The following is a 19,492-nucleotide window of genomic DNA, read 5'->3' as shown; positions in this document are numbered from 1 at the left end:
AACCTCTCCCCTGATATTATTTTTTGACGGACTCCAAGGCCTCTTGGGTAAACACGCGCAGACCCAGGTCTTCGCGGAAACCATGAATTTCACTGACGTCCAGCGCCCGCATGAATGACAGGATTTCCGGACTGATGACCTGACCGGGCACCAGAATCGGGAAGCCTGGCGGATAGGGAATAATGAAGCTGGACGAGACAAGCTCCTCACCCGCTTCAAGCCGCGCCATCAGCTTGTCATCGGTCGGAATATAGTCGCAGTTGTCCTCGTCATAAGCGAGGAAAAACGCGGTCCGGATATCTCCTTCGGGCGTATCTGATCCATCCCTGAAGGCATCGTGGAACCGGCTGAAATCCGGCAACGGCGGCACGTCTTCAACCAAAGCCTGGACCCGGTTTTCAAATGACCTGCGTTCCATTTTCGAGGCATCGTCCAAAAGCTCGTCCAGGTCATTGGCAATTTCGACCAGCACTTCGATCAGGTAGGCGACCGAGGATCGGGTTGTCCCGATATTGGTCATGAACAGCACGGTGTTCCGCGACGTCTTGTTGATCTGGATGCCATATTTGTCCATCAGGATCTTGGTCTTGAACGTGTCGCCGTCCCAGCCTGTTCCACCCACGGCCAGCGTAATGCGCGTCGGGTCCAGTACAAATTCGTCCTGACTCCACATCGTCCATTTATCGACCCAGCCGTGATCGGGATCGTAATAGGCCTGCACGCCGCTTTCCCGGTATTCTTCCGGGATCATTTCTCCGGCAGTCACCACCTTGAAATACTTCTGCAAAACCGGATGGTCCGAGATGGCGCGCCGGATCGACATGGCTGTCTCGATCTGCTTTTGCACAAATTCGAACCCTTCCAGTTCGACCTGTCGGCGCCCCACGTCCAGGGAAGCGATGATCTGGTAGTTCGGTGAAGTCGAGGTGTGGGTCATGTAGGCCTCGTGGAAAGCCTGCTCCACCTCGCCTTTGAAATCCTGATCGTTGACGTGAATCATCGACCCCTGCCGCAATGACGTCAGGGTCTTGTGGGTCGATTGCGTGGCATAGACGCGGACGCGGGCATCGGGTGGCGGAACCAGCCGGGTCCCGAGCAGCTTTTCATGGCTCGCACCCTCAAGCTTTTCCTGCTGGGCCGCCCAGGCGCTGGCCGCTTCCGGCGTGCGCAGCGTTTGCCGCAACACGTTGGCCACCCCCATGGCGGTACGCTGGCGGTAGGTCGGGTCAAACCGCGCAAAACCGAACCAGGCTTCGTCCCACAGAAAGATCAAGTCCTTCTTGATGGCCAGACACTCTTCCATGACACGCTGAACATTGTAGACAACCCCGTCGAAGGTGCAGTTGGTCAACAGCACCATCCGGACGCGATCCAGCTTTCCGGCATCTTTCAGCTTCAACAAGGTGTGCTTGATCTCTTTCAGCGGCACGGCACCGTACATCGAATGCTCGTGCAGCGGATAGCTGTCCATATAAACGACGCTCGCCCCGGCGAGAACCATGCCGTAGTGGTGCGATTTGTGGCAATCCCGGTCGACCAGAACGATATCACCTGGTCGAACGACCGACTGAACAACGATCTTGTTGCACGTCGAAGTGCCGTTAGTGGCAAAGAACGTGTGTTTCGCCCCAAAAGCGCGGGCGGCCATGTCCTGCGCTTCCTTGATCGGGCCGCGCGGTTCCAGCAGGCTGTCCAACCCGCCCGAGGTCGCGGATGTTTCAGCCAGAAAGATGTTCGACCCGTAGAATGCCCCCATGTCCTGAATCCAGTGCGAACGGCTGATCGATTTTCCACGGCTGATCGGCATGGCGTGGAAAACACCCGTTGGCTGTTTCGAGTATTCCTTGAGGGCCGAGAAAAAAGGGGTTTTGAATCTGCGATCGACGCCGCGAAGGATGTTGAGGTGCAGTTCCTGAAAATCCTCCTGATTGTAAAAGACCCGTCGGCAGCGGCCCAGGTCCAGCCCGGCAATATCTTCGGCAGAACGGTCTGTGACAAGATACGCGTCCAGTTCGGGTCGGATTTTTTCAATAAGCCGACAGGCTTCCGGTCCGTATTCATGCGGGTCGAGGCCGTCAACATCCTCGTCCTCGCTGACACGCGTCAGGTACTGATTCAGGATCGGAAGATCGATCTTCGACTTGAGCGACAAGCCCGGCCGGATCACCACGGCCTGAACGTTGTAGTTGAACAGAACCCCGATCAGGGCGTCCTCCAGCGACGGAACAATGACCGGTTCATAAATGAAGGAATCTTCCAGCCGACGCATGCGCAGCAGGTTTTGCCGCAGGAACCTTTCCTGATGTTCAGTGACATCGTCGACGATCAGCACCTCAAAATAGGGCCGCCCCAATGCACGGGCTTCTGGCGCAAGCGAGGCTTCGTCTTCATAATCTTCATTGTCTATTTCATCGGAAGACAGCGGAATCGACCGCCGCCGGTAAGCGCCCGACGTCAGCGCCCGCGCAATACGACGAACGCAGATCGACAGATCCTGAACATTGCCATTTTGCAGAAGACGCCGCAGATGCTCGAACGCGTGGATTCCGGGGAACGCCCAGTAAAGCTCGATCGGTTCCAGAACATCAAACAGATGCTCCGCCGTCGACATCAGCTTCTGGCTTTGGCGTTTTTCCCGGCCATGAAGGGCGAGGCCTTCAGCGGCCTCTCGTAAGGCGCTCCATCGATCAGCCCGAAGTTGCGTGGCGCTGTAATAATCTCGTAGGGACGGCAACTTCTTCTTCTGCGAGTGCAAGTTCAATACCTGCCTCCTTTCTGTCGCGTCCGGATCAGTGCCGCCTCCTGATCCGATTAATCCGAACCTGTCTTTCCGTGTAAGACAGAAAGGTTAGGCGGCGTCAGCAAATCTCTTTCCGCTTCTTCAATCGAAGTTCTGGGGTCGGATGCCAGCAAACCGCGATCCGATCCCTGCCGGGGAATTTCCAGCGGCCCGAGCGTGTTCAGGTAAGCATCGGCACCGCTTGTGCGATCATAAACCGTGAAATCCGCGTCGCGATCCCGGAAGCTCTTGAGAACTTGCCCAAGTCCCTTGAGACCGGTTTCCCGTTGACGCCGTACCTGGTCCAGATCGATTTCGATCGGGAACATGTCTTCCTGTCCGGCGGACTGATGCAACACTGTTGCTGATGGGTCGACCACCAGCGAACGACCGACACCACCGGCCCCCAGGCCATTCACGTCAATGACGTAACACTGAAACTGCGCCGCCGTCGCCCTTGCAATGGCAAGTTCCGCTTCGCGGTCAGTGGTCCCGGTCAGGACCGGGTGAAGCAGAACTTCGACGCCCTGACTGGTCAGTTGCCGCGTCGTTTCCGGAAACCAAATGTCATAGCAGATGGAAAGGCCGAAGCGCCCGACATTCGGAACATCAAAAACACAGAAATCAGTCCCGGCCGAAATCCCGGCCTCATACGGGCGGAAGGGAAACATCTTCGAATACTTGGCGACAATTTCGCCGTCGGGATTGATGACGACAGACGTGTTCAGAATACGCCCATCTTCGGTCTTTTCGAACATCGACCCGGGGATCAGCCAAATTCCGAAGCGGCGCGCATCCTCCTGAAACTGCAATATAGCGTCATTCGGGAAGGGCTGCGCGAAACGGTCCAGTGGCCCATAGGGCGCAAGTTCGGAAAACAGAACCATCTGAGTCCATGGAAACCGGGCCATCAGAATTTCAATACGATGGCGCATCGCCTCTACGTTCGAATGAAGCGCTGCGACGTGCATCTGAACGCCGGCGACCGCAAATGGAGTCATATTGGGCATCTCTCCCGAGTAAGCTGTCTGATCACCTTATTTTCAGGTGAACCCCGTTACCAGCCTGTTTTTTTGAGCACCCCAGATTTCTATCGTAAACTGTTTGATCGCTGGCACTCGTGAACTTAGCCGATGAGTGATTTAGGGAATTGGCAAGGTGCCAGTCTGTTCGTGTCTTGCGTCCATGCTAGGGCTTGTCGCCAATCTGCCCGCCCTGCCCCGGTCGGAATGGCAGCGCGATGATCGACAATTTTCCGGTCATTCATGTCGTATCACCCGATTGGCAAAATAGTCGTCTCGCTCCAATACATCGGCTTTTGAATACTTCTTGATCCGATTTCCATCTTCTCACCATATGTGCGAAATTTTCAAATTTTGCTCACTACTTCGAGCGTGACTCTAAATGACCTTTTATAACCGATAAGTATCGGTTATCGAGTCAATTGAAAAGCGAACTGAATTGACGCAGAATACGCGCTATGAGTACCCCTGCCCCATATCTCCCAGCCTCTTCTCCTGCACTGTCCTCAGCAGATCAGGACGCGCTGACCGATCTCTATGTCCGCGGCACGCCGGAAAACACATTACGAGCGTACGAGCGTGACCTGGTCTACATCACGGCCTGGAAGGCCGCTCGGATGGCCTCGATCCTCAACTGGCCCGAGAATGAAGAAGCCGCCCTCGCCTTCATCCTCGATCATGCCCGGGATCTGAACGACGCGCCGGAAACGGATGTCGCCCGCCAGACGGCAGAAGCGCTGATTGCACAAGGGTTGCGCAAGTCACTGGCCTGCCCGGCCCCCTCAACGCTGGACCGGCGTATCGCCTCCTGGCTGGCCTTCCACCGGATGAAGAACCTTCCCAGCCCGTTTGAGGCGCCGCAGGTGAAGCAAGCGCGGGCCAAGGCACGCCGCGCAGCAGCCCGCCCCCCTGCCCCAAAATCCGCCCACCCCATCACCCGCGATGTGCTCGAACAACTGTTGGCGACCTGCCGTGGCAGTCGTCGCGATTGCCGCGACCGGGCGATCCTGATGCTGGGCTGGGCCAGCGGCGGGCGCCGCCGCTCGGAAATCACGGCGTTGATGCGCGAGGATGTTTCCCTGAAGGAGTTCGCCAAGAGTGGCGTCATCTGGCTGTCCCTGCTGGAAACCAAGACCACCCAGAAGGGAGAAACCCCCAGACTGGTGCTGAAAGGCCGAGCAGCGCAGGCTTTAGTGAATTGGATCGAAGTTGGGCAGATCAACGACGGCCCCCTCTTCCGCCCGATCTCGAAAGCTGATCGGGTGCTGAACCGCCGCCTTTCCCCCGACGCGGTAGCGCAGATCGTCAAACATCGATTGAAGCTGGCCGGCCTGCCCGAAGACTTTGCCTCTGCCCACGGTCTTCGTTCGGGCTTTCTGACCCAGGCCGCATTGGACGGCGCCCCGATTCAGGCAGCCATGCGACTGTCCCTGCACCGCTCGGTCGCGCAGGCGCAGAAGTACTACGACGACGTCGATATCGCAGAAAATCCCGCTACGGACCTTTTGGGCTAACACGAAAAAGGGTGTTGGATTTTAGTCCAACACCCCACGGATGCTTCACATGATTTCTGGAGATTCTTACCCGTGGGTAAGATCATCCTCCTCTCGCAGGTATTCAATCATCGTTGCAATGGCGGCCTCCAGCCTAGCACGATCAACACGCGTAAAGTCCAGATCGTGCCTGATCTCCAACCGTCCACTCGAGGCCGAACACTTCGCAATCCCAGCGCGGCCAGACACCTGAAACGTCGTCTTCGCCCGGCGCGGCTTTCCGGGACTGTTCGGTTTCGGCCTGGCAACAGCTTCCGAGGCCTGTCCCAAAAAAGACCGGAGAATCGCAACCTCTCGTGCGTTGTCCCTGTCGGGTTCGCTCATCAACGCAGTGCTGACTGCGCGGATCAAACCCGGGTCAGAATCAAGCTTGCGCTTCAGTTCGACCCCCACATTTCGCGGGATTTCATTTGGGTGATTCAGAACCTTGTCCAGCCTGGTCAGCAGGCTCGCGAATGCCCGAATATAACTTCGCTTTGTGTAGCTTGCTGATTTGAAAAGAATCGAAACCGCCTTGTCCACATCCGCACAGTCATTGGCCGGATCCTCTGCGTAGGCCCGGGCCAACGCACCCATTTCCGCAAAGGAGATGTCCTTTCGGATCAGGTTTTCATCCACCATACGCCGATAGCTGCTGTCCAGATCAGCGGCGTCCGAAATGCCGGCCGGAATTTTTGCGTAGATGGAATCGCCGGTTTCTTCCAGCAACAAACGATAAGCGAAAAGGCGGCGCATCCCCTGAATCAGGTCAAATCGCCCGTCTGCGCGACGCTCCAGCCGGATCGGGTTGGAAAGACCGATTTCCCTGATCGACGCTTTCAACTCCTCCAATTCCGGATCCGAACCGGGTTTGCGATCGCGCGTCAGTTTTTCTGTAACGACGTCTGACAGGGCTACACGTTCCGTCACCAGTCCTTCGGCCCGCAGGCTCACCAGTTCATGCGCAAGCCTGTCATTTTCCGCGCGAATGGCATCCTCGGTTGACTGCTGATCGCGCAGAGCACCAGCATTCTCCGAGATTGCTGCGGCCATCGGACCCCGCCGCTTCTCCAGAACTTGGTCCGGAACCTTACCCACGGGTATGTCTTCCATGGCAGGCATATCAATGTCGAACATTCTGCGTTTGCGGGTCATGCGTCATCCTCCAGCTTATCCCAGGCCGACAGCATGACGCCCCGAAACTCTTCATATACGTTGTCAAAGGTCGATCGTGCGCGGCGCCAGGTTTCCCGGGTCATCTCTCGGTAATCCATCTCGTAGACCGAACTGAGGAAACGACCGGATTGTTCAACCGCGCGGGTCATCTCGACCGGGTGCTCGGCCACGTGTTCCCCGAACACCTTTCGAAATGCGTCGAACATGGCGTGGTGCAGGGCGTTGCCGGGCTCATATCGCGTCAGCAGAAAGCGCAACTCACAGAAGGTCTTGGGAAGCCCGATCTTACCCGTGGGTAATGTTTTGTCGAACCCATAAGCGAGGTCCTCCAGAGCTTCAGCAAGCTGGCCAATGAACGAGGTCGTGGAGTCGTATTCCCAGTAACCCGGGCCGGATGGGACATACAGCATGTCCGCCGCAAACACTGCGTTCATCGACTGGTAGCCAATGGCAGGCGGGCAGTCGAACAGGATCAGGTCGTAAGAGTCATCGGGGATCTGGTCCAGATAACGCGATACTGCCGCAAAGAACGACCATTCCGGATTCAAGTGCCGGTACTGAGCCGAGGCAAACTCGACAAAAGCGGCGTTGGCGCAGGACGGGATGGCGTCGATGCTGGACCAGGACGTCTGCTTGATAAAGTCACCGATCCGCAGATCACCGAGCCCCATGTCCGTAATCGATGGCGGCAACTCGCGGCGGGGCAGGGCGGTCCCGGATTCGGCGGCGGCGGGGCGGTTGTTCATCCGTTGGGTCTCGCGGATAAGATCACGCGCCATAATGCCCCAGACCGTAAAGTCTTCGGCAACATCCGTCAGGCCCATCGAATGGCTCAGTGTCGCCTGCGGGTCGAAATCCACCACCAACACCCGGTAGCCATCCAGTGCCGCGGCATGGGCCAGATGCAACGCCACCGTAGACTTGCCCGCGCCACCTTTGAAGTTGGCTACAGCGGCACGGATGGCACGCTTGCCGGCCGGGCGGGGCGGCATCAGGGTCTTGCGGTTCACCTTCAACCGCCGACGCAGCTCGTTGACTTCTTCCAGGCTGAACCATCTCTGCCGGCCATCTGGCTCCACCTCACCACTGGGCAGGGTCGGGTCCGAGGCCAGCTTGCCCCGAAATGTGGATTGGTTGACCTTAAAGATCAGCTCCGACACTTCCCAGCTTGAGAACCGGCGGAGGGTCTTCTCCATCTCAGGGCTAAAGGTCTGCTGGCGAATCCAGCCCTGCAATTTGAGCGACTGATTACGCAATGCATTCAGGTCTTCGTGCGTGTACATGCCTCGGGTCTCGTTTCTTAGGACGTTAAATTTTGTGGTTTTCATATTTACGCTTGATTTGCAGCTTTGGCAAAAGAAATTATGATGGGATGACAATCTTACCCACGGGTAAGAAAACAAGGGCCATCGGCACGTGGGCCGATTCGATTCGCGACGCTGACGAGGAAAGGCGCTCGCTAGGGCGAACGCTCCAGAATTAGGGGGTCAATAAGTTCGAATATACAGCATTTAGGGGGACAAAATACCCAAATAAGGGGACAGACAGGGTGTCCCCTATCACCAATACTTCACCAATTTCTTTTCTTTTTTGATTGCCGGAAATAAATCCCCAACCGCCCAAAACAAGACAGCTCTTGACAGAATCGATGCACTGGACGCTAATTGGGACATCATCACGAAAAGCGTTGGAAAAGCGCGAGGCGGTAAGCAACCGCGTGAGGCAGATAGAGCGGTGAGGGACAAATGCAGGTTGCAAAACCGGTCGGGCGCAATGCCTCGGCCCTGAAATATGACATTCTATCGGCGCTGTCTGTCCACGCGCTGTCTGGCGACAAGCATCGCCAGCGCAGCATTCTTCGCATAATGGTTCTGATCACCACCCGCTACAACTGGCGCAACAACGAACTGTCAATCGGGCGCGAGGAAATTGCGCGCCTGTGGTCCGTGGATGAACGGACCGTCAAACGCGAGATGGCCAAGCTGCGCGGCAGGGGGTGGATTTCAGTCAAGCGACCGGCAGCACGGGGGCGGGTTGCGGTCTATGAACTGGATCTGAAGCAGATCATGATCGACACCGAAGAGATCTGGCCCACTATTGGCAGGGATTTTCAGGACAGGATGGGGCAGGCCCCGGCCGAAGAAACCAACATCATACCGTTCAAATCCAAACCTCCGGCTCCGGAAACAGGCGACGATGACGTCTGGCGGTCGGTCCAGGCGTTTCTGTATGAACGCGACCCAGAGCTTTGGTCCAGTTGGTTCCAGCATCTGGTCGAGGCTGGCAGGGCAGGGGGGGTGGCCACCCTGATTGCGCCTAGCCGTTTCATGGCGGATTACATTTCGCAAAAATGGACAACCCGCGTTTTGGCCGCGTATGCGCGTGTGGACCCTTCTGTCCGAACCCTGCGGATCGACGCTGCGGAATAAGTCAGCGAGGGCAGGCAAGACCAGCTGATAACCATACGGGTCACCGGCGTCGCCTCTGATTGCGCCAAACGAAGGTTTTCTGAACATCGCGGTTGCGATGCTGAGCATTTGAGGAGATGTAATCAAATATGGGTGGTGCGCAAAATGCCTGATTTTTGCGTATCAGTATCTGACTGAAGCTGTAACGCATGTTTCCGGAAAGACCTGGAAGTTCCGTAGTACGTGGCCCGTCTCAGCCAACATGGTCCAAGATGGCCAAATCACGCCGGGCTTTTCTACTTTATACAGTTGATCCAAATGGCCGGCTTCCGTCACGATACTACGCGAAGAAAATGTCGGGCGTTGTCTTCAAGGCGATGGCCGCGTGCCCGGTGGTCAACGGATCCTTGCACTCGTAAGAAAAACGGTCTTGTCCATTTAGCTGGTGTCTTGTGGAACGCTGTGTCGCAATTCGTCTGCCCCACACGCGACGAGGGTCTTCCGCCCTCGGCTGTACAAAACCAAGCGGCAATCCAAGGTGCATTTCTGGCAGGTGAGGGGCCACGCGAACCACGGGGCAACGACCAGGCATTCCATTGGTAAATGCCTGCGTCGCATCAGGAAACAATAAATGATTAGGTTTAGCCTAATGTTTGGTGAGGAACTCAATTCTTCAGAGGTTCCGCCGCTCCGTATATACCTGTGCCAAATTTCGCGGTACTTAGGGAGGCGGATGTGTCTGACAGTGGAAATGTCGCGATTGACGTGCGGGATGCGGTCAAGCGCTACGGCGACTTTACGGCGCTGAAAAGGATCTCACTGTCGATCATGGACAATGAGTTCTTTACGCTTCTGGGGCCGTCGGGCTGCGGCAAGACCACTTTGCTGCGGATGATTGCCGGGTTCGAGGACGTGACCGAAGGCGCCATTTTCCTGTATGGCGATGAGATTGAAAACCTGCCACCGAACAAGCGCCCGGTGAATACGGTGTTCCAGAACTATGCGCTGTTTCCGCATATGACCATTCTGGACAACGTGGCTTTTGGGCTTGAGATGCGCGGTGCGTCGAAGTCTCAGGCGCGCACGAAAGCCGGTGAAATGCTGGAACTGGTGCAGCTCAGCCAGTTTTCGGCGCGCAAACCAAGCCAGCTTTCGGGCGGCCAGCAACAGCGGGTCGCGTTGGCGCGTGCATTGGCGCCACAGCCCAAAGTGCTGTTGCTGGACGAGCCGCTATCCGCCCTGGACCTTAAACTGCGCAAGGCCATGCAGCTTGAACTGAAGCACCTGCAGCGGGAAACCGGGATTACCTTTATCTTCGTGACGCACGATCAGGAAGAGGCGCTGACCATGTCCGATCGCATTGCGGTGATGTCAGCAGGTGAAATGCAGCAACTGGGCGCGCCGACGGATATCTATGAGCGACCGCGCAACATGTTTGTTGCCGATTTCATCGGCGAGACGAACCTGCTGGAAGTATCCGTCGACGGGCTCCGGGACGGTCGCGCGATCTGTCATCTGGGCGGCGGGCACGAACTGACCTGTGATCAGGTCGAAGGTGTCGGGGTGGGGTCAAAGGTTCACATGTCGATCCGACCCGAGCGTCTGTACATGTCCGACAAACCGGTCGAAAGCGAAAGCCTCAAGGGGCGCGTGAAGGACAACATATTTGTCGGCACCGACATCACCACGATCGTGGATCTGCAGGACGGACCCGATTTCGTGGTGCGCACGTCGAACTCTGATCGCGGCAACAAGCGCATCTTCGAGCCGGGCACCGAGATGTTCGTCAACATGGAGGTGGGGGCCGCGCGCCTCCTGGTGGACTGATGGCCGCCGGTGCAGCAAGCGGCGGCAGCGCAACGACCGACACCTATAAGGAGGCCCGCACTTGGCTGCTGTTGCCTGCATGGGTGACGCTGAGCATTTTGGTCCTGGCACCGGTGTTCATGATGCTGGTCTACTCGTTCCTGACGAAAGAGTTCCGCGGCGGCGTGATCTGGGAGTTTTCGCTGGCCGCTTATGATCAGTTCTTCTTTGACCGTGGTCTGTTCGGGGATGAACCGCCCAAGATCGAATGGACCTACCTCACCATCTTCTGGCGTTCGATCTGGCAGGCGGGCGCGGCGACGGTGCTTAGCCTGGTGATCGGCTTTCCGACGGCCTATTTCATTGCCACCCGGCCCGAAAACATGCGGCCCGTCTGGGTGTTCCTGATCACGATCCCGTACTGGGTGAACCTGCTGATCCGGACCGTGTCGATGAAATTCCTGCTGCGCGACCAGGGTCCGCTGAATGATTTTTTGATCAGCATCGGTTTGATCGACAGCCCCCTGCATATCGTCAATACCAACTTCGCGGTGCAACTGGGCCTGTTCTATTCCTATCTGCCCTTCATGGTGCTGCCGATCTACGCGGCGGTGGAACGCTACAACTTCGCGCTGAGCGAGGCGGCAGCGGATCTGTATGCAACCAAGTGGACGACTTTGCGGCGCATTCTCCTTCCGGCGGTGAAGCCCGGCGTGATCGCCGGATGCATCCTTGTGTTCGTTCCCTCAATGGGTTCCTTCCTTGCCCCCGACCTGCTGGGCGGCGCCAAGAACTTTATGATCGGCTCGCTGATCGAGGAACAGTTCAAGGGCAATGCCGGTAACTGGCCGTTTGGCGCGGCTGCGTCGATGATCCTGCTGACCATGGTTCTGATCCTGCTGATGCTGTTTGCACGGCAACAGGCCAAAGCCGAGAAAGCGGAGGGCTGACCGATGGCAAGCAAGCAATTCGACATCAAGTCCTATCGCGGCTTCAAAGGTATCACCCTGTTGTGTCTGATCGTTCTGTATGCGCCGCTGCTGGTCGTGACGATCTACAGCTTCAATGCCTCGCAATCACTGACAAACTGGGAAGGTCTGTCGCTGCGCTGGTATGCGGACGTGTTCACCGGACCGGAAAGCGATAAGTTCAAGCAGGCCGCCAAGAACAGTTTTATCATCGCCATCGTTGCAGCCACAGTGTCGACGTCAATTGCGACACTGGCGGCGACCGGAATGGTCCGGGGCGGCAGGTTCAAGCTGCGCACCCTGTCATTCGGCCTGATCAGCCTGCCACTGATGGTGCCCGAGATTGTGACGGCCGTTGCAACCCTGATCTTTTTCAATTCGATCGGATTTGAACGCGGCATCATGACCATCCTGCTGGCTCATATCGCGTTCTGCATTCCCTTTGCCTATTTGCCGATCTCGGCCCGGATGCAGGGGATCGAGGACAGCTATGAACAGGCCGCGCAGGACCTTTATGCCACCAAGCGGCAGGCATTTACCAAGATTCTGCTGCCGCTGATGATGCCCGGTATCATCTCGGGCTTCCTGCTGGCTTTCATCGTCAGCCTGGATGACTTCATCATCACCAACTTTGTCAAAGGCGCGGGTGTCGAAACCCTTCCGACGGCGATCTTCGGTTCGGTCAAACAGGGGCTCAAACCCAATATCATGGCGATTTCGACCATGCTGCTGGCCGTGTCCGTCATCATGGTCACGATCAGCTACTTCGTCAGCAAAACTGACAACACGAAATAACCAACAGAGGGAGAACACAATGAAACATATGATGAAAAGCGGCGTCGCCGTGCTGGCCCTGACTTTGGGCGCAAATGCAGCGGCAGCCGAGGGCGAACTGGTTGTCTATCACTGGTTCGAATACATCCCGCAGGAGCTGATCGACAAATTCTCTGACGAAACCGGTATCGAGGTGACCATGGACACCTACGATTCAAACGAGGCGATGCTCGCCTCGCTCAAGGCTGGCGGGATCGGTACCTATGACGTTTCGGTGCCGGGCGATTACATGGTGTCGATCATGGCAGGCGAGGGCATGCTGGACACGATCGAAGACGGCGAACTGAAGAACAAGGGCAATATCGAACCAGAATGGGCCGATCCCAGCTTTGACCCTGGCCGCAAACATTCGATCCCGTATCAGTGGGGCTCGACCAGCTTTGCCGTGAACCGCGACGTCTATTCCGGCGACATCCAGACCACCGACATCCTGTTCAACCCGCCGGCCGAGTTGCAGGGGCGGATCAACATGCTGGACAGCCAGGGTGAGGTCATGGCCATGGCGGCGCTGCACATGGGCATCCCGCAGTGTTCCACCGACCGCGAACAGCTCAAGGCGCTGAACGCCATGCTGCAAGAGGCCAAGCAGCACTGGTCATCCTTCAACTCGGACACCGCCAAAGAGGTTTTGGTCTCGGGCGATGCGGCGGTCGGCCAGATCTATGACGGGTTCTCGGCCAAGGCGCGCGAGGAAGGCGCAAATGTCGAATATGCCTATCCGACCCAGGGCTATATCGCGTGGATGGACAATGTCGTTCTGCTGAAGGATGCGCCGAACCGTGACAACGCTCTGAAATTCATGGACTTCCTGCTGGAGCCGGAAAACATCGCCGCTGTCACCAACTTTGCTCGCTATAACGCGGGGGTCGCAGGCGTCGAAGAGTTCCTGGACCCCGCGCTTGCGACGCAACCGGAAAAGAACCCGCACGACAAGGTCGGCCCCGGTGTCTTTATCGAGGTTTGTTCGCAGGAAGTTCAGGCCGTCTATGACCAGATCTGGACAAATCTGAAGAAGTAAACTCTCCCCGTGCAATAAGCACCAATTTACCGGGCGGCCAGGCCGCCCGGTCTTTTACTCTATCGGTACTGCGACGAGTTTGAGCAGCAGCAGGAAAAGCGCACGCTCGGTGATGATGTCCAGCTTGCGATAGGCGCTTTTTGAGTTTGCGCAACGCTGCATCCATGGTGGTGCAGGTTCGGCGCTGCCGTTGGGTACGGCTGTTGTGCTGACGTCAAAAAAACCCGAAGATCACGTCTATCAGAACCTGATTGTGTGCGGGGACGAGTGGGAGGCGCAGGCGTCCATGCCGGACACCGCTGGGCACGGGACCTGGATAGCAGCGAGAGGCCGGTGCCGAAAATTCTGCCGATGCCACTGCGTTAAAAAAGGAGGAAAGCATGACCAAACCTATCCGCTTGCTGGCCGATGGCCACCCCGAATCCGGCTTTGTCCCGTCTTCCCTAGTGGCTGACGGTGATTTCACCACCTCGGACAAGACCGAGACCATAAGCAGCTTTTTCGAAAGCCGGGATGAGAAGATTTCGGTAGGGGTATGGGAATGCGCGCCCTGTCGCGAGGATATCGAGGCTTATCCGGTGGATGAGATGATGACCGTGATCTCGGGTTCGGTCACGCTGACCGGATCGGACGGGGTGGCGCAGGTTTTTGGGGCCGGAGACACCTTTTTTGTACCCAAAGGCACGCCCTGTACGTGGGAAATCACGCAGACATTGCGCAAGTTTTACATGATTGCGGAATGACAGGCGCGCGGCGCTGGTTACCGTGCGCCGCGCAAGTTTCGCAAGACCGCCAGAACGGCGATGAAAATGAACATGACCTCGATCACGATTGCGCCCGGATTTGGCCGATGGATCAGGGAAATCATGACCAGTGATCCGCCCAGAATGTTCCAGGCATTGAAGGGTATCTTGTTTGCGGGAAGGACATTGCATGTCGCCAGATAGTAGACGCACACGATAACTGCCGACCCCAACAGGCCGATTCCGTCAACAAGAGTGAGGTCCTGCAGCAATTCCATATCCGATCTCAGTGGCTGATATCGGCCAGGATACGGTCCATCATCGCGTCACAGGCGCTGAGTTGCCCGAGGTCCAGATATTCGTCCGGCTTGTGTCCTTGCCTTTCCATTGATCCCGGCCCGCAAACGACGGTGGGGATGCCCAACTCGCTGAAAAACCCGGCCTCGGTGCCAAACGCGACCTTGGTGGTCGCGTTGCTTTGCGACAGCTTCAGGGCATAGCCGATGACGGCATCCGTGTCGGGCACGTCCAGACCGGGATAGGCGTTATATTGTTCGACCTCGACGCGCGCCTCGGGGCATAGGTTCTGATACGCCGCACCAACTCTGTGGGCCGCACCCTGTATCTGGTCGAGGATATCTTTGCCGCGGTCTGATGCCAGATGCCGGTATTCAAAGGTCAGCTCGGCGCGGTCCGCCACGATGTTCAAAGCCTTGCCGCCGGACATCATGCCGACGTGAAAGGTTGTGTAGGGAATGGAATATTCCGGGTCGATGTTTCCACTTGCGGCATAGGTTTTTTGCAGGGCGCGCAACTCATTCACGAAATCAGTCGCCAGGTGCAGCGCGTTGACGAATTTCGGCGCCAACGCCGAATGACCACTTTGCCCGTGGCACACAGCCCGCAATGCGGCTTTGCCCTTGTGTCCGACAGCGACCTGCATCTCGGTGGGCTCGCCCACAAAGCAGGCGCGGGGCTGACCCAGCATCGGCGCCAGCCGGTCCAGCATGTGCTGAATGCCAACGCAGCCGACTTCTTCGTCATAAGACAATGCAATCCTGAGCGGCTCGCGCAGGTTCGAGGTGCCCGTGCGGTCGGCCAAAGCCATGACCGAGGCCACATAGCCCTTCATGTCCGTTGTGCCGCGCCCGTAAAGCCGGTCACCTTCGCGGGTCAGCCGGAAGGGATCCCTGGTCCAGCTTTGCCCTTCGACCGGAACGACATCGGTGTGCGCGGACAGCAAAACGCCATCTCCGTCCGGTCCCTTTTCGGCATAAAGCCCGGTTTTTTCCCCGCCGGGGTCGGTGATGCGGTGAACAGCAAAACCGCGCGCCTCAAGAAACGCTTCGACATAGCTGGCCAGCTCAAGGTTCGAGTTCTTGCTGACCGTATCGAAGCCGACCAGCTTTTCCAGAATTTCCAGCGAAGACGTCATACGCTTTGTGCCTGTGATTTGGATGAAAATACCCGTGTTGTGCACAGCCTATACGACCTGCAAAAAACATAAATCCGGGATTGGCGAACCAGAGGTTAGGATAAAACGAAGCTGATATCAGCCCGCTTTCTGATTGCAGAGACCCGGGAGCGTGCCGGACTTCTCGGCTTGTTCACAATGCTCGACAAAGGCCTTCACCGTGTTGGTCTCATTCTCGGCCCGTGCTGTGAGCAACCCAAGATGCATCGGTCTGAGATCCCCTGCCAAAGGAACGAAGATCAGCTTTTTGCCATCGGGCGACAGCACATTCAGGGGGCGGATATTTGCGATCGAAAATCCGAAGCCATTGGCCACGAGGGACCGCATCACGGACATGTCGGCAGTTCGTTCCCCGATATTCGGTTTGATATTGGCATCCCGGAAGAAGGACAGGAAATACTCACCACTGAACGGCAGGTCCAATAGCACCATTGGGCTGTCCTGAAGATCGGGGATCGTCAGCTCTGTCCGGTCGGCCAGCGGGTGGCCTTCACCCAGGACAACATATGGCGGCAGCTTGTGAAGGGGCCGGAATTCCAGATCGGCAGGTATATCCAGATCATAGGTCAGCGCGATATCCAGTTCTGCCCGGCGCAACTGGCTGAAGATTTCCGCCTGATTGAGTTCGCGCTGCTCGATGCGGACGTCGGGGTATGTGATCTCGAATTCCCGCCGCAATCCGGGCAGGACGATCTGCGCAAAGGTCATTAGACAACCCACAGAAAGGATGCCCTGAACCTTGCCGGTGATTTCACCTGCCAGCGTCGCCAGAAGTTCGGCCTCGCGCAGAACGAATTCGGTGCGTTCCATGAACTTGTGCCCGGCCTTGGTCAGTGACAGGCCCCGTGCGTGTTCACGCACGAACAGATTGACGCCGAACTCAAGCTCAAGCTGGGTGATCGCCGCCGAGATCGACGGCGACGAGACATTCAGTTTGTCGCTGGCAGCGGCGATGCTGCCTGCCTTTCCAACGGCCACAAAGTATTCCAGCTGCCGCAGCGTGTATCTGAAAGGCAATGGCGCATCCCCGCGTGGTTGCGGATCAAGCCGTGTACTTGATCCACGTGGTCTTCAAAGCAGTATACTTTTCAAGCGAGTGCAATGACAAATCCCGTCCGAAGCCCGATTGTTTCATGCCGCCAAATGGCGTTTGGGCAGACAGGGCGTCAACGGTGTTGACCGAAACAGTGCCGACCATCAACTTGTCGGACACCCGGCAGGCGCGGCTGAGGTTGTCGGTCCAGACCGAGGCCGCCAGACCGTAGATCGAGTCATTCGCCATGGCGACGACCTCATCCTCGCTGTCAAAGGGAATGACCGACAGGACGGGACCAAAGATTTCATCGCGGGCCAGAGGGTTGTCGTGGCTCACGTCGTCAAAGATGGTGGGCTGAACAAAGCAGCCTTTGCCGTCTACGGTGACACGCTCGCCGCCTGTCACCAGATTGGCCGATTTCTTGCCTTCTTCGACGAAACGGATAATGCCTTGCGTCTGCTTTTCGTCGACGATGGCACCCATTTTCGAGGCCGGGTCCAGCGGGTCGCCCGGCTGCGTCGCCTGCGCCCGTGCGATCAGCTTTTCGACGAAGGCATCCTTGATCGAGCGTTCGACATAAAGCCGCGAGTTGGCCGAGCAGACCTCGCCCTGATTGAAGAATATTCCAAAGGCGGCCATGTCGGCGGCGGTGTCCAGATCCTCGCAATCGGCAAAGACCAGATTGGGGCTTTTGCCGCCGGTTTCCGGCCAGATCTGTTTCAGGTTCGACTGCCCCGAATACTGCATGAACATCTTGCCGATGGCGGTCGAGCCGGTGAAGGCCAGACAATCCACATCCATATGCAGACCCAGCGCGCGACCGGCCGTCGCGCCATAGCCCGGCACGACGTTGAAGACCCCGTCCGGGACACCGGCCTCGGCGGCCAGTTCGGCCAGGCGCAATGCCGAAAGTGGCGATTGCTCGGCCGGTTTCAACACAACCGAGTTTCCTGCGGCCAGCGCGGCGGCGGCTTTCCACGTGGCCATGTCCAGTGGGAAGTTCCATGGGGTAACGGCGCCAACGACGCCAAGGGGGACGCGACGGACCAGTGCCAGATCGCCGGGACCGGTGGGGGCAACCTCGTCATAGACCTTGTCAATGGCCTCGGCATACCACTGGAAGAAATGCGCGGACCCCGGCGCGTCGATGGTGGCGGCATCAGTGACCAGCTTGCCCATGTCGAGGCTGTCCAGCAGCGCCATCTCTTCCAGATTGTCCCGGATCAGATCGGCCAGTTTCAGCATCACCGCCTTGCGGTCCCCCGGTGCCATACGTGACCAGCGGCCATCTTCGAACGCAGCGCGTCCCGCGGCAACGGCCCGGTTGACGTCCTCTTCGTCACATTCCGCAACTTTGGTCAGAACCGCGCCGGTGGCCGGATTGACGCTGTCAAAGGTCTTGCCTGAGGCCGCATCGACGAACGAGCCATTGATGAAGGCCTGCCCCCGGAACGACAGACCGGCGGCACGGGCTTTCCAGTCTTCGTGTGAATAGTCCAACATTCTGTCTCTCCCTGATTACTGGTCGCCGGGAACGCCGTAGGACGGCGCCTCGCGCGGGTCGAGTGCGCGCTGGATGTAGGCGTCCAGTTGTGGCTTGTAGATATTCCAAGCGGTTGCAACAGCCTCGATGGGACAATCCTCGGTCCAGTCGCAGCGCAGATCGGCCACCGGCCAGCTAACTTTGTCGACAATCTTCAGGCCTGCGGAATGCACCGGACCTGCCTCGCCACCCGCAGCAAGTCCCGCGCGCATCGCGGCAATCAGGCGGTCGCCGATATGGCCCGAGGCCGAAAGGAACCCATCGACGATGGCCTGCGGAATGCCGTCATTGTCCAGCAGGTTCCCGCCCGATGCGACGTTCTCGGCCTGCGCCTGTGTCCAGATACCAAGGCTGTTCGGGCCGGAGTGAATTGCGGTGCGCCCGGCCGTATCTACAGCCAGCACCTGACGGTATTCGATGAATTTTGCGCCGGCCTTCATGGCCTCGATAGCCTCGGGTGCGGTCTTGCCCTGTTCCATCAGGTCCAGCGTCAGCGGACCAAGGCTGGGGTCGGTCACGTTCTGCGTTGCGACCGCCCCGACTCCGGCGCGGGCAAAGGAACAGCGGGCCGCCACGGCGGGCGACGAGGAGGAAATCGCTAAGCCAAACATTCCGGTTTCAGCGCAACGGGCAACCAATGAAAAAGTCATTCAGGTCTCCTTGAATCACAGCAACCGGACCGCGCGTGAGAGCAAGAAAGGGACGCGGTCCGGTCTGTCGACTGATCGAAACGATCAGTCAGGGATAACGGCGGTGCCGTCGATTTCGACCAGCCATTCCGGACGTGCCAGCGCCTGAACCACCAGACCGGTCGAGACCGGGTGAACGCCTTTGATGTATTCGCCCATGGTGCGATAGACGGCCTCGCGGTGGCGGACATCGGTGATGTAGACGACGACCTTGACCAGATGCTCCATCGAGCCGCCGCATTCCTCGATCAGCTGCTTGATGTTCTGCATCACTTTGTGGGTCTGCTCGACCGGGTCGTGACTTTCGATGTTGACCGCATCGTCCAGGTTCTGCGGGCACTGGCCACGCAGGTAGACGGTCTTGCCACCCTGAGTCACAACGGCCTGGCAAAGGTCGTTGTCGAGGTTTTGCTCGGGGTAGGTGTCGGAGGTATTGAATTTGCGGATACGTGTATGCGCCATGT

At 57.7% G+C, this 19,492-nt stretch carries 17 protein-coding genes; 7 read left to right on the top strand and 10 right to left on the bottom strand.

Annotated elements, in window-relative coordinates; translation table 11 throughout:
- Positions 1 to 16: 16 nt before the first annotated feature.
- Positions 17 to 2,761 (bottom strand): aminotransferase class I/II-fold pyridoxal phosphate-dependent enzyme, encoded by a 2,745-nt coding sequence (locus tag ACR0MI_RS20545; RefSeq protein ID WP_480492146.1) that lies wholly within the window; start codon positions 2,759 to 2,761, stop codon positions 17 to 19.
- 50 nt (positions 2,762 to 2,811) lie between these two features.
- The gene (locus tag ACR0MI_RS20540; RefSeq protein WP_170611539.1) at positions 2,812 to 3,780 is read right to left on the bottom strand and encodes a carbon-nitrogen hydrolase family protein; all 969 of its coding nucleotides are present in this window, start codon (positions 3,778 to 3,780) and stop codon (positions 2,812 to 2,814) included.
- Between the two features lie 479 nt (positions 3,781 to 4,259).
- On the opposite strand from ACR0MI_RS20540, the gene ACR0MI_RS20535 reads away from it, so the two are divergent.
- Positions 4,260 to 5,315, top strand: coding sequence for a tyrosine-type recombinase/integrase (locus ACR0MI_RS20535; RefSeq protein ID WP_170817118.1), 1,056 nt, complete (start codon positions 4,260 to 4,262; stop codon positions 5,313 to 5,315).
- 66 nt (positions 5,316 to 5,381) lie between these two features.
- Here the strand turns inward: ACR0MI_RS20535 and ACR0MI_RS20530 are convergent, their stop codons facing one another.
- The gene (locus ACR0MI_RS20530; protein ID WP_170817117.1) at positions 5,382 to 6,488 is read right to left on the bottom strand and encodes a ParB N-terminal domain-containing protein; all 1,107 of its coding nucleotides are present in this window, start codon (positions 6,486 to 6,488) and stop codon (positions 5,382 to 5,384) included.
- Positions 6,485 to 7,792, bottom strand: coding sequence for an AAA family ATPase (locus ACR0MI_RS20525; protein WP_170611545.1), 1,308 nt, complete (start codon positions 7,790 to 7,792; stop codon positions 6,485 to 6,487). The genes ACR0MI_RS20530 and ACR0MI_RS20525 overlap by 4 nt, the downstream gene beginning before the upstream one ends.
- Before the next feature lie 462 nt (positions 7,793 to 8,254).
- Between ACR0MI_RS20525 and ACR0MI_RS20520 the strand changes: the two genes are divergently transcribed.
- The 6 genes from ACR0MI_RS20520 (at position 8,255) to ACR0MI_RS20495 (ending at position 14,286) form a co-directional block, all read left to right on the top strand.
- Positions 8,255 to 8,938 (top strand): DnaA N-terminal domain-containing protein, encoded by a 684-nt coding sequence (locus tag ACR0MI_RS20520; RefSeq protein ID WP_170611547.1) that lies wholly within the window; start codon positions 8,255 to 8,257, stop codon positions 8,936 to 8,938.
- Positions 8,939 to 9,652: 714 nt separating this feature from the next.
- The gene (locus tag ACR0MI_RS20515) at positions 9,653 to 10,744 is read left to right on the top strand and encodes an ABC transporter ATP-binding protein (RefSeq protein ID WP_480855456.1); all 1,092 of its coding nucleotides are present in this window, start codon (positions 9,653 to 9,655) and stop codon (positions 10,742 to 10,744) included.
- Complete coding sequence (locus tag ACR0MI_RS20510) at positions 10,744 to 11,673, top strand: ABC transporter permease (protein ID WP_170611550.1); 930 nt, start codon at positions 10,744 to 10,746, stop codon at positions 11,671 to 11,673. The genes ACR0MI_RS20515 and ACR0MI_RS20510 overlap by 1 nt, the downstream gene beginning before the upstream one ends.
- Positions 11,674 to 11,676: 3 nt before the next feature.
- Positions 11,677 to 12,486 (top strand): ABC transporter permease, encoded by an 810-nt coding sequence (locus ACR0MI_RS20505; RefSeq protein ID WP_170611552.1) that lies wholly within the window; start codon positions 11,677 to 11,679, stop codon positions 12,484 to 12,486.
- Positions 12,487 to 12,505: 19 nt separating this feature from the next.
- Positions 12,506 to 13,543, top strand: a complete 1,038-nt coding sequence (locus ACR0MI_RS20500; RefSeq protein ID WP_170817116.1) for an extracellular solute-binding protein — start codon at positions 12,506 to 12,508, stop codon at positions 13,541 to 13,543.
- Positions 13,544 to 13,923: 380 nt separating this feature from the next.
- A complete protein-coding gene (locus ACR0MI_RS20495) occupies positions 13,924 to 14,286 on the top strand; it encodes a cupin domain-containing protein (RefSeq protein WP_170817115.1) in 363 nt (120 codons plus the stop codon).
- 17 nt (positions 14,287 to 14,303) lie between these two features.
- On the opposite strand, the gene ACR0MI_RS20490 is transcribed toward ACR0MI_RS20495, so the two are convergent.
- The 6 genes from ACR0MI_RS20490 to ACR0MI_RS20465 form a co-directional block, all read right to left on the bottom strand.
- Positions 14,304 to 14,564, bottom strand: a complete 261-nt coding sequence (locus ACR0MI_RS20490) for a CBU_0592 family membrane protein (RefSeq protein WP_170817114.1) — start codon at positions 14,562 to 14,564, stop codon at positions 14,304 to 14,306.
- Between the two features lie 8 nt (positions 14,565 to 14,572).
- On the bottom strand, positions 14,573 to 15,721 hold the full coding sequence (gene argE / locus ACR0MI_RS20485) for an acetylornithine deacetylase (RefSeq protein WP_170817113.1): 1,149 nt from the start codon (positions 15,719 to 15,721) through the stop codon (positions 14,573 to 14,575).
- A gap of 117 nt (positions 15,722 to 15,838) precedes the next feature.
- Entirely contained in the window at positions 15,839 to 16,777 is a 939-nt protein-coding gene (locus ACR0MI_RS20480) for a LysR substrate-binding domain-containing protein (protein ID WP_170611565.1), read from the bottom strand.
- Positions 16,778 to 16,802: 25 nt separating this feature from the next.
- On the bottom strand, positions 16,803 to 18,299 hold the full coding sequence (locus ACR0MI_RS20475) for an aldehyde dehydrogenase (protein WP_170611566.1): 1,497 nt from the start codon (positions 18,297 to 18,299) through the stop codon (positions 16,803 to 16,805).
- 15 nt (positions 18,300 to 18,314) lie between these two features.
- Entirely contained in the window at positions 18,315 to 18,989 is a 675-nt protein-coding gene (locus tag ACR0MI_RS20470; protein WP_170611568.1) for a DUF1028 domain-containing protein, read from the bottom strand.
- 84 nt (positions 18,990 to 19,073) lie between these two features.
- Complete coding sequence (locus tag ACR0MI_RS20465) at positions 19,074 to 19,490, bottom strand: RidA family protein (protein WP_170611570.1); 417 nt, start codon at positions 19,488 to 19,490, stop codon at positions 19,074 to 19,076.
- Positions 19,491 to 19,492: the final 2 nt, after the last annotated feature.

Source organism: Ruegeria sp. D4 (genome assembly GCF_056534475.1).
Note: the sequence above shows the minus strand (reverse complement) of the source record. Positions and strands in the feature narration are given on the sequence as shown.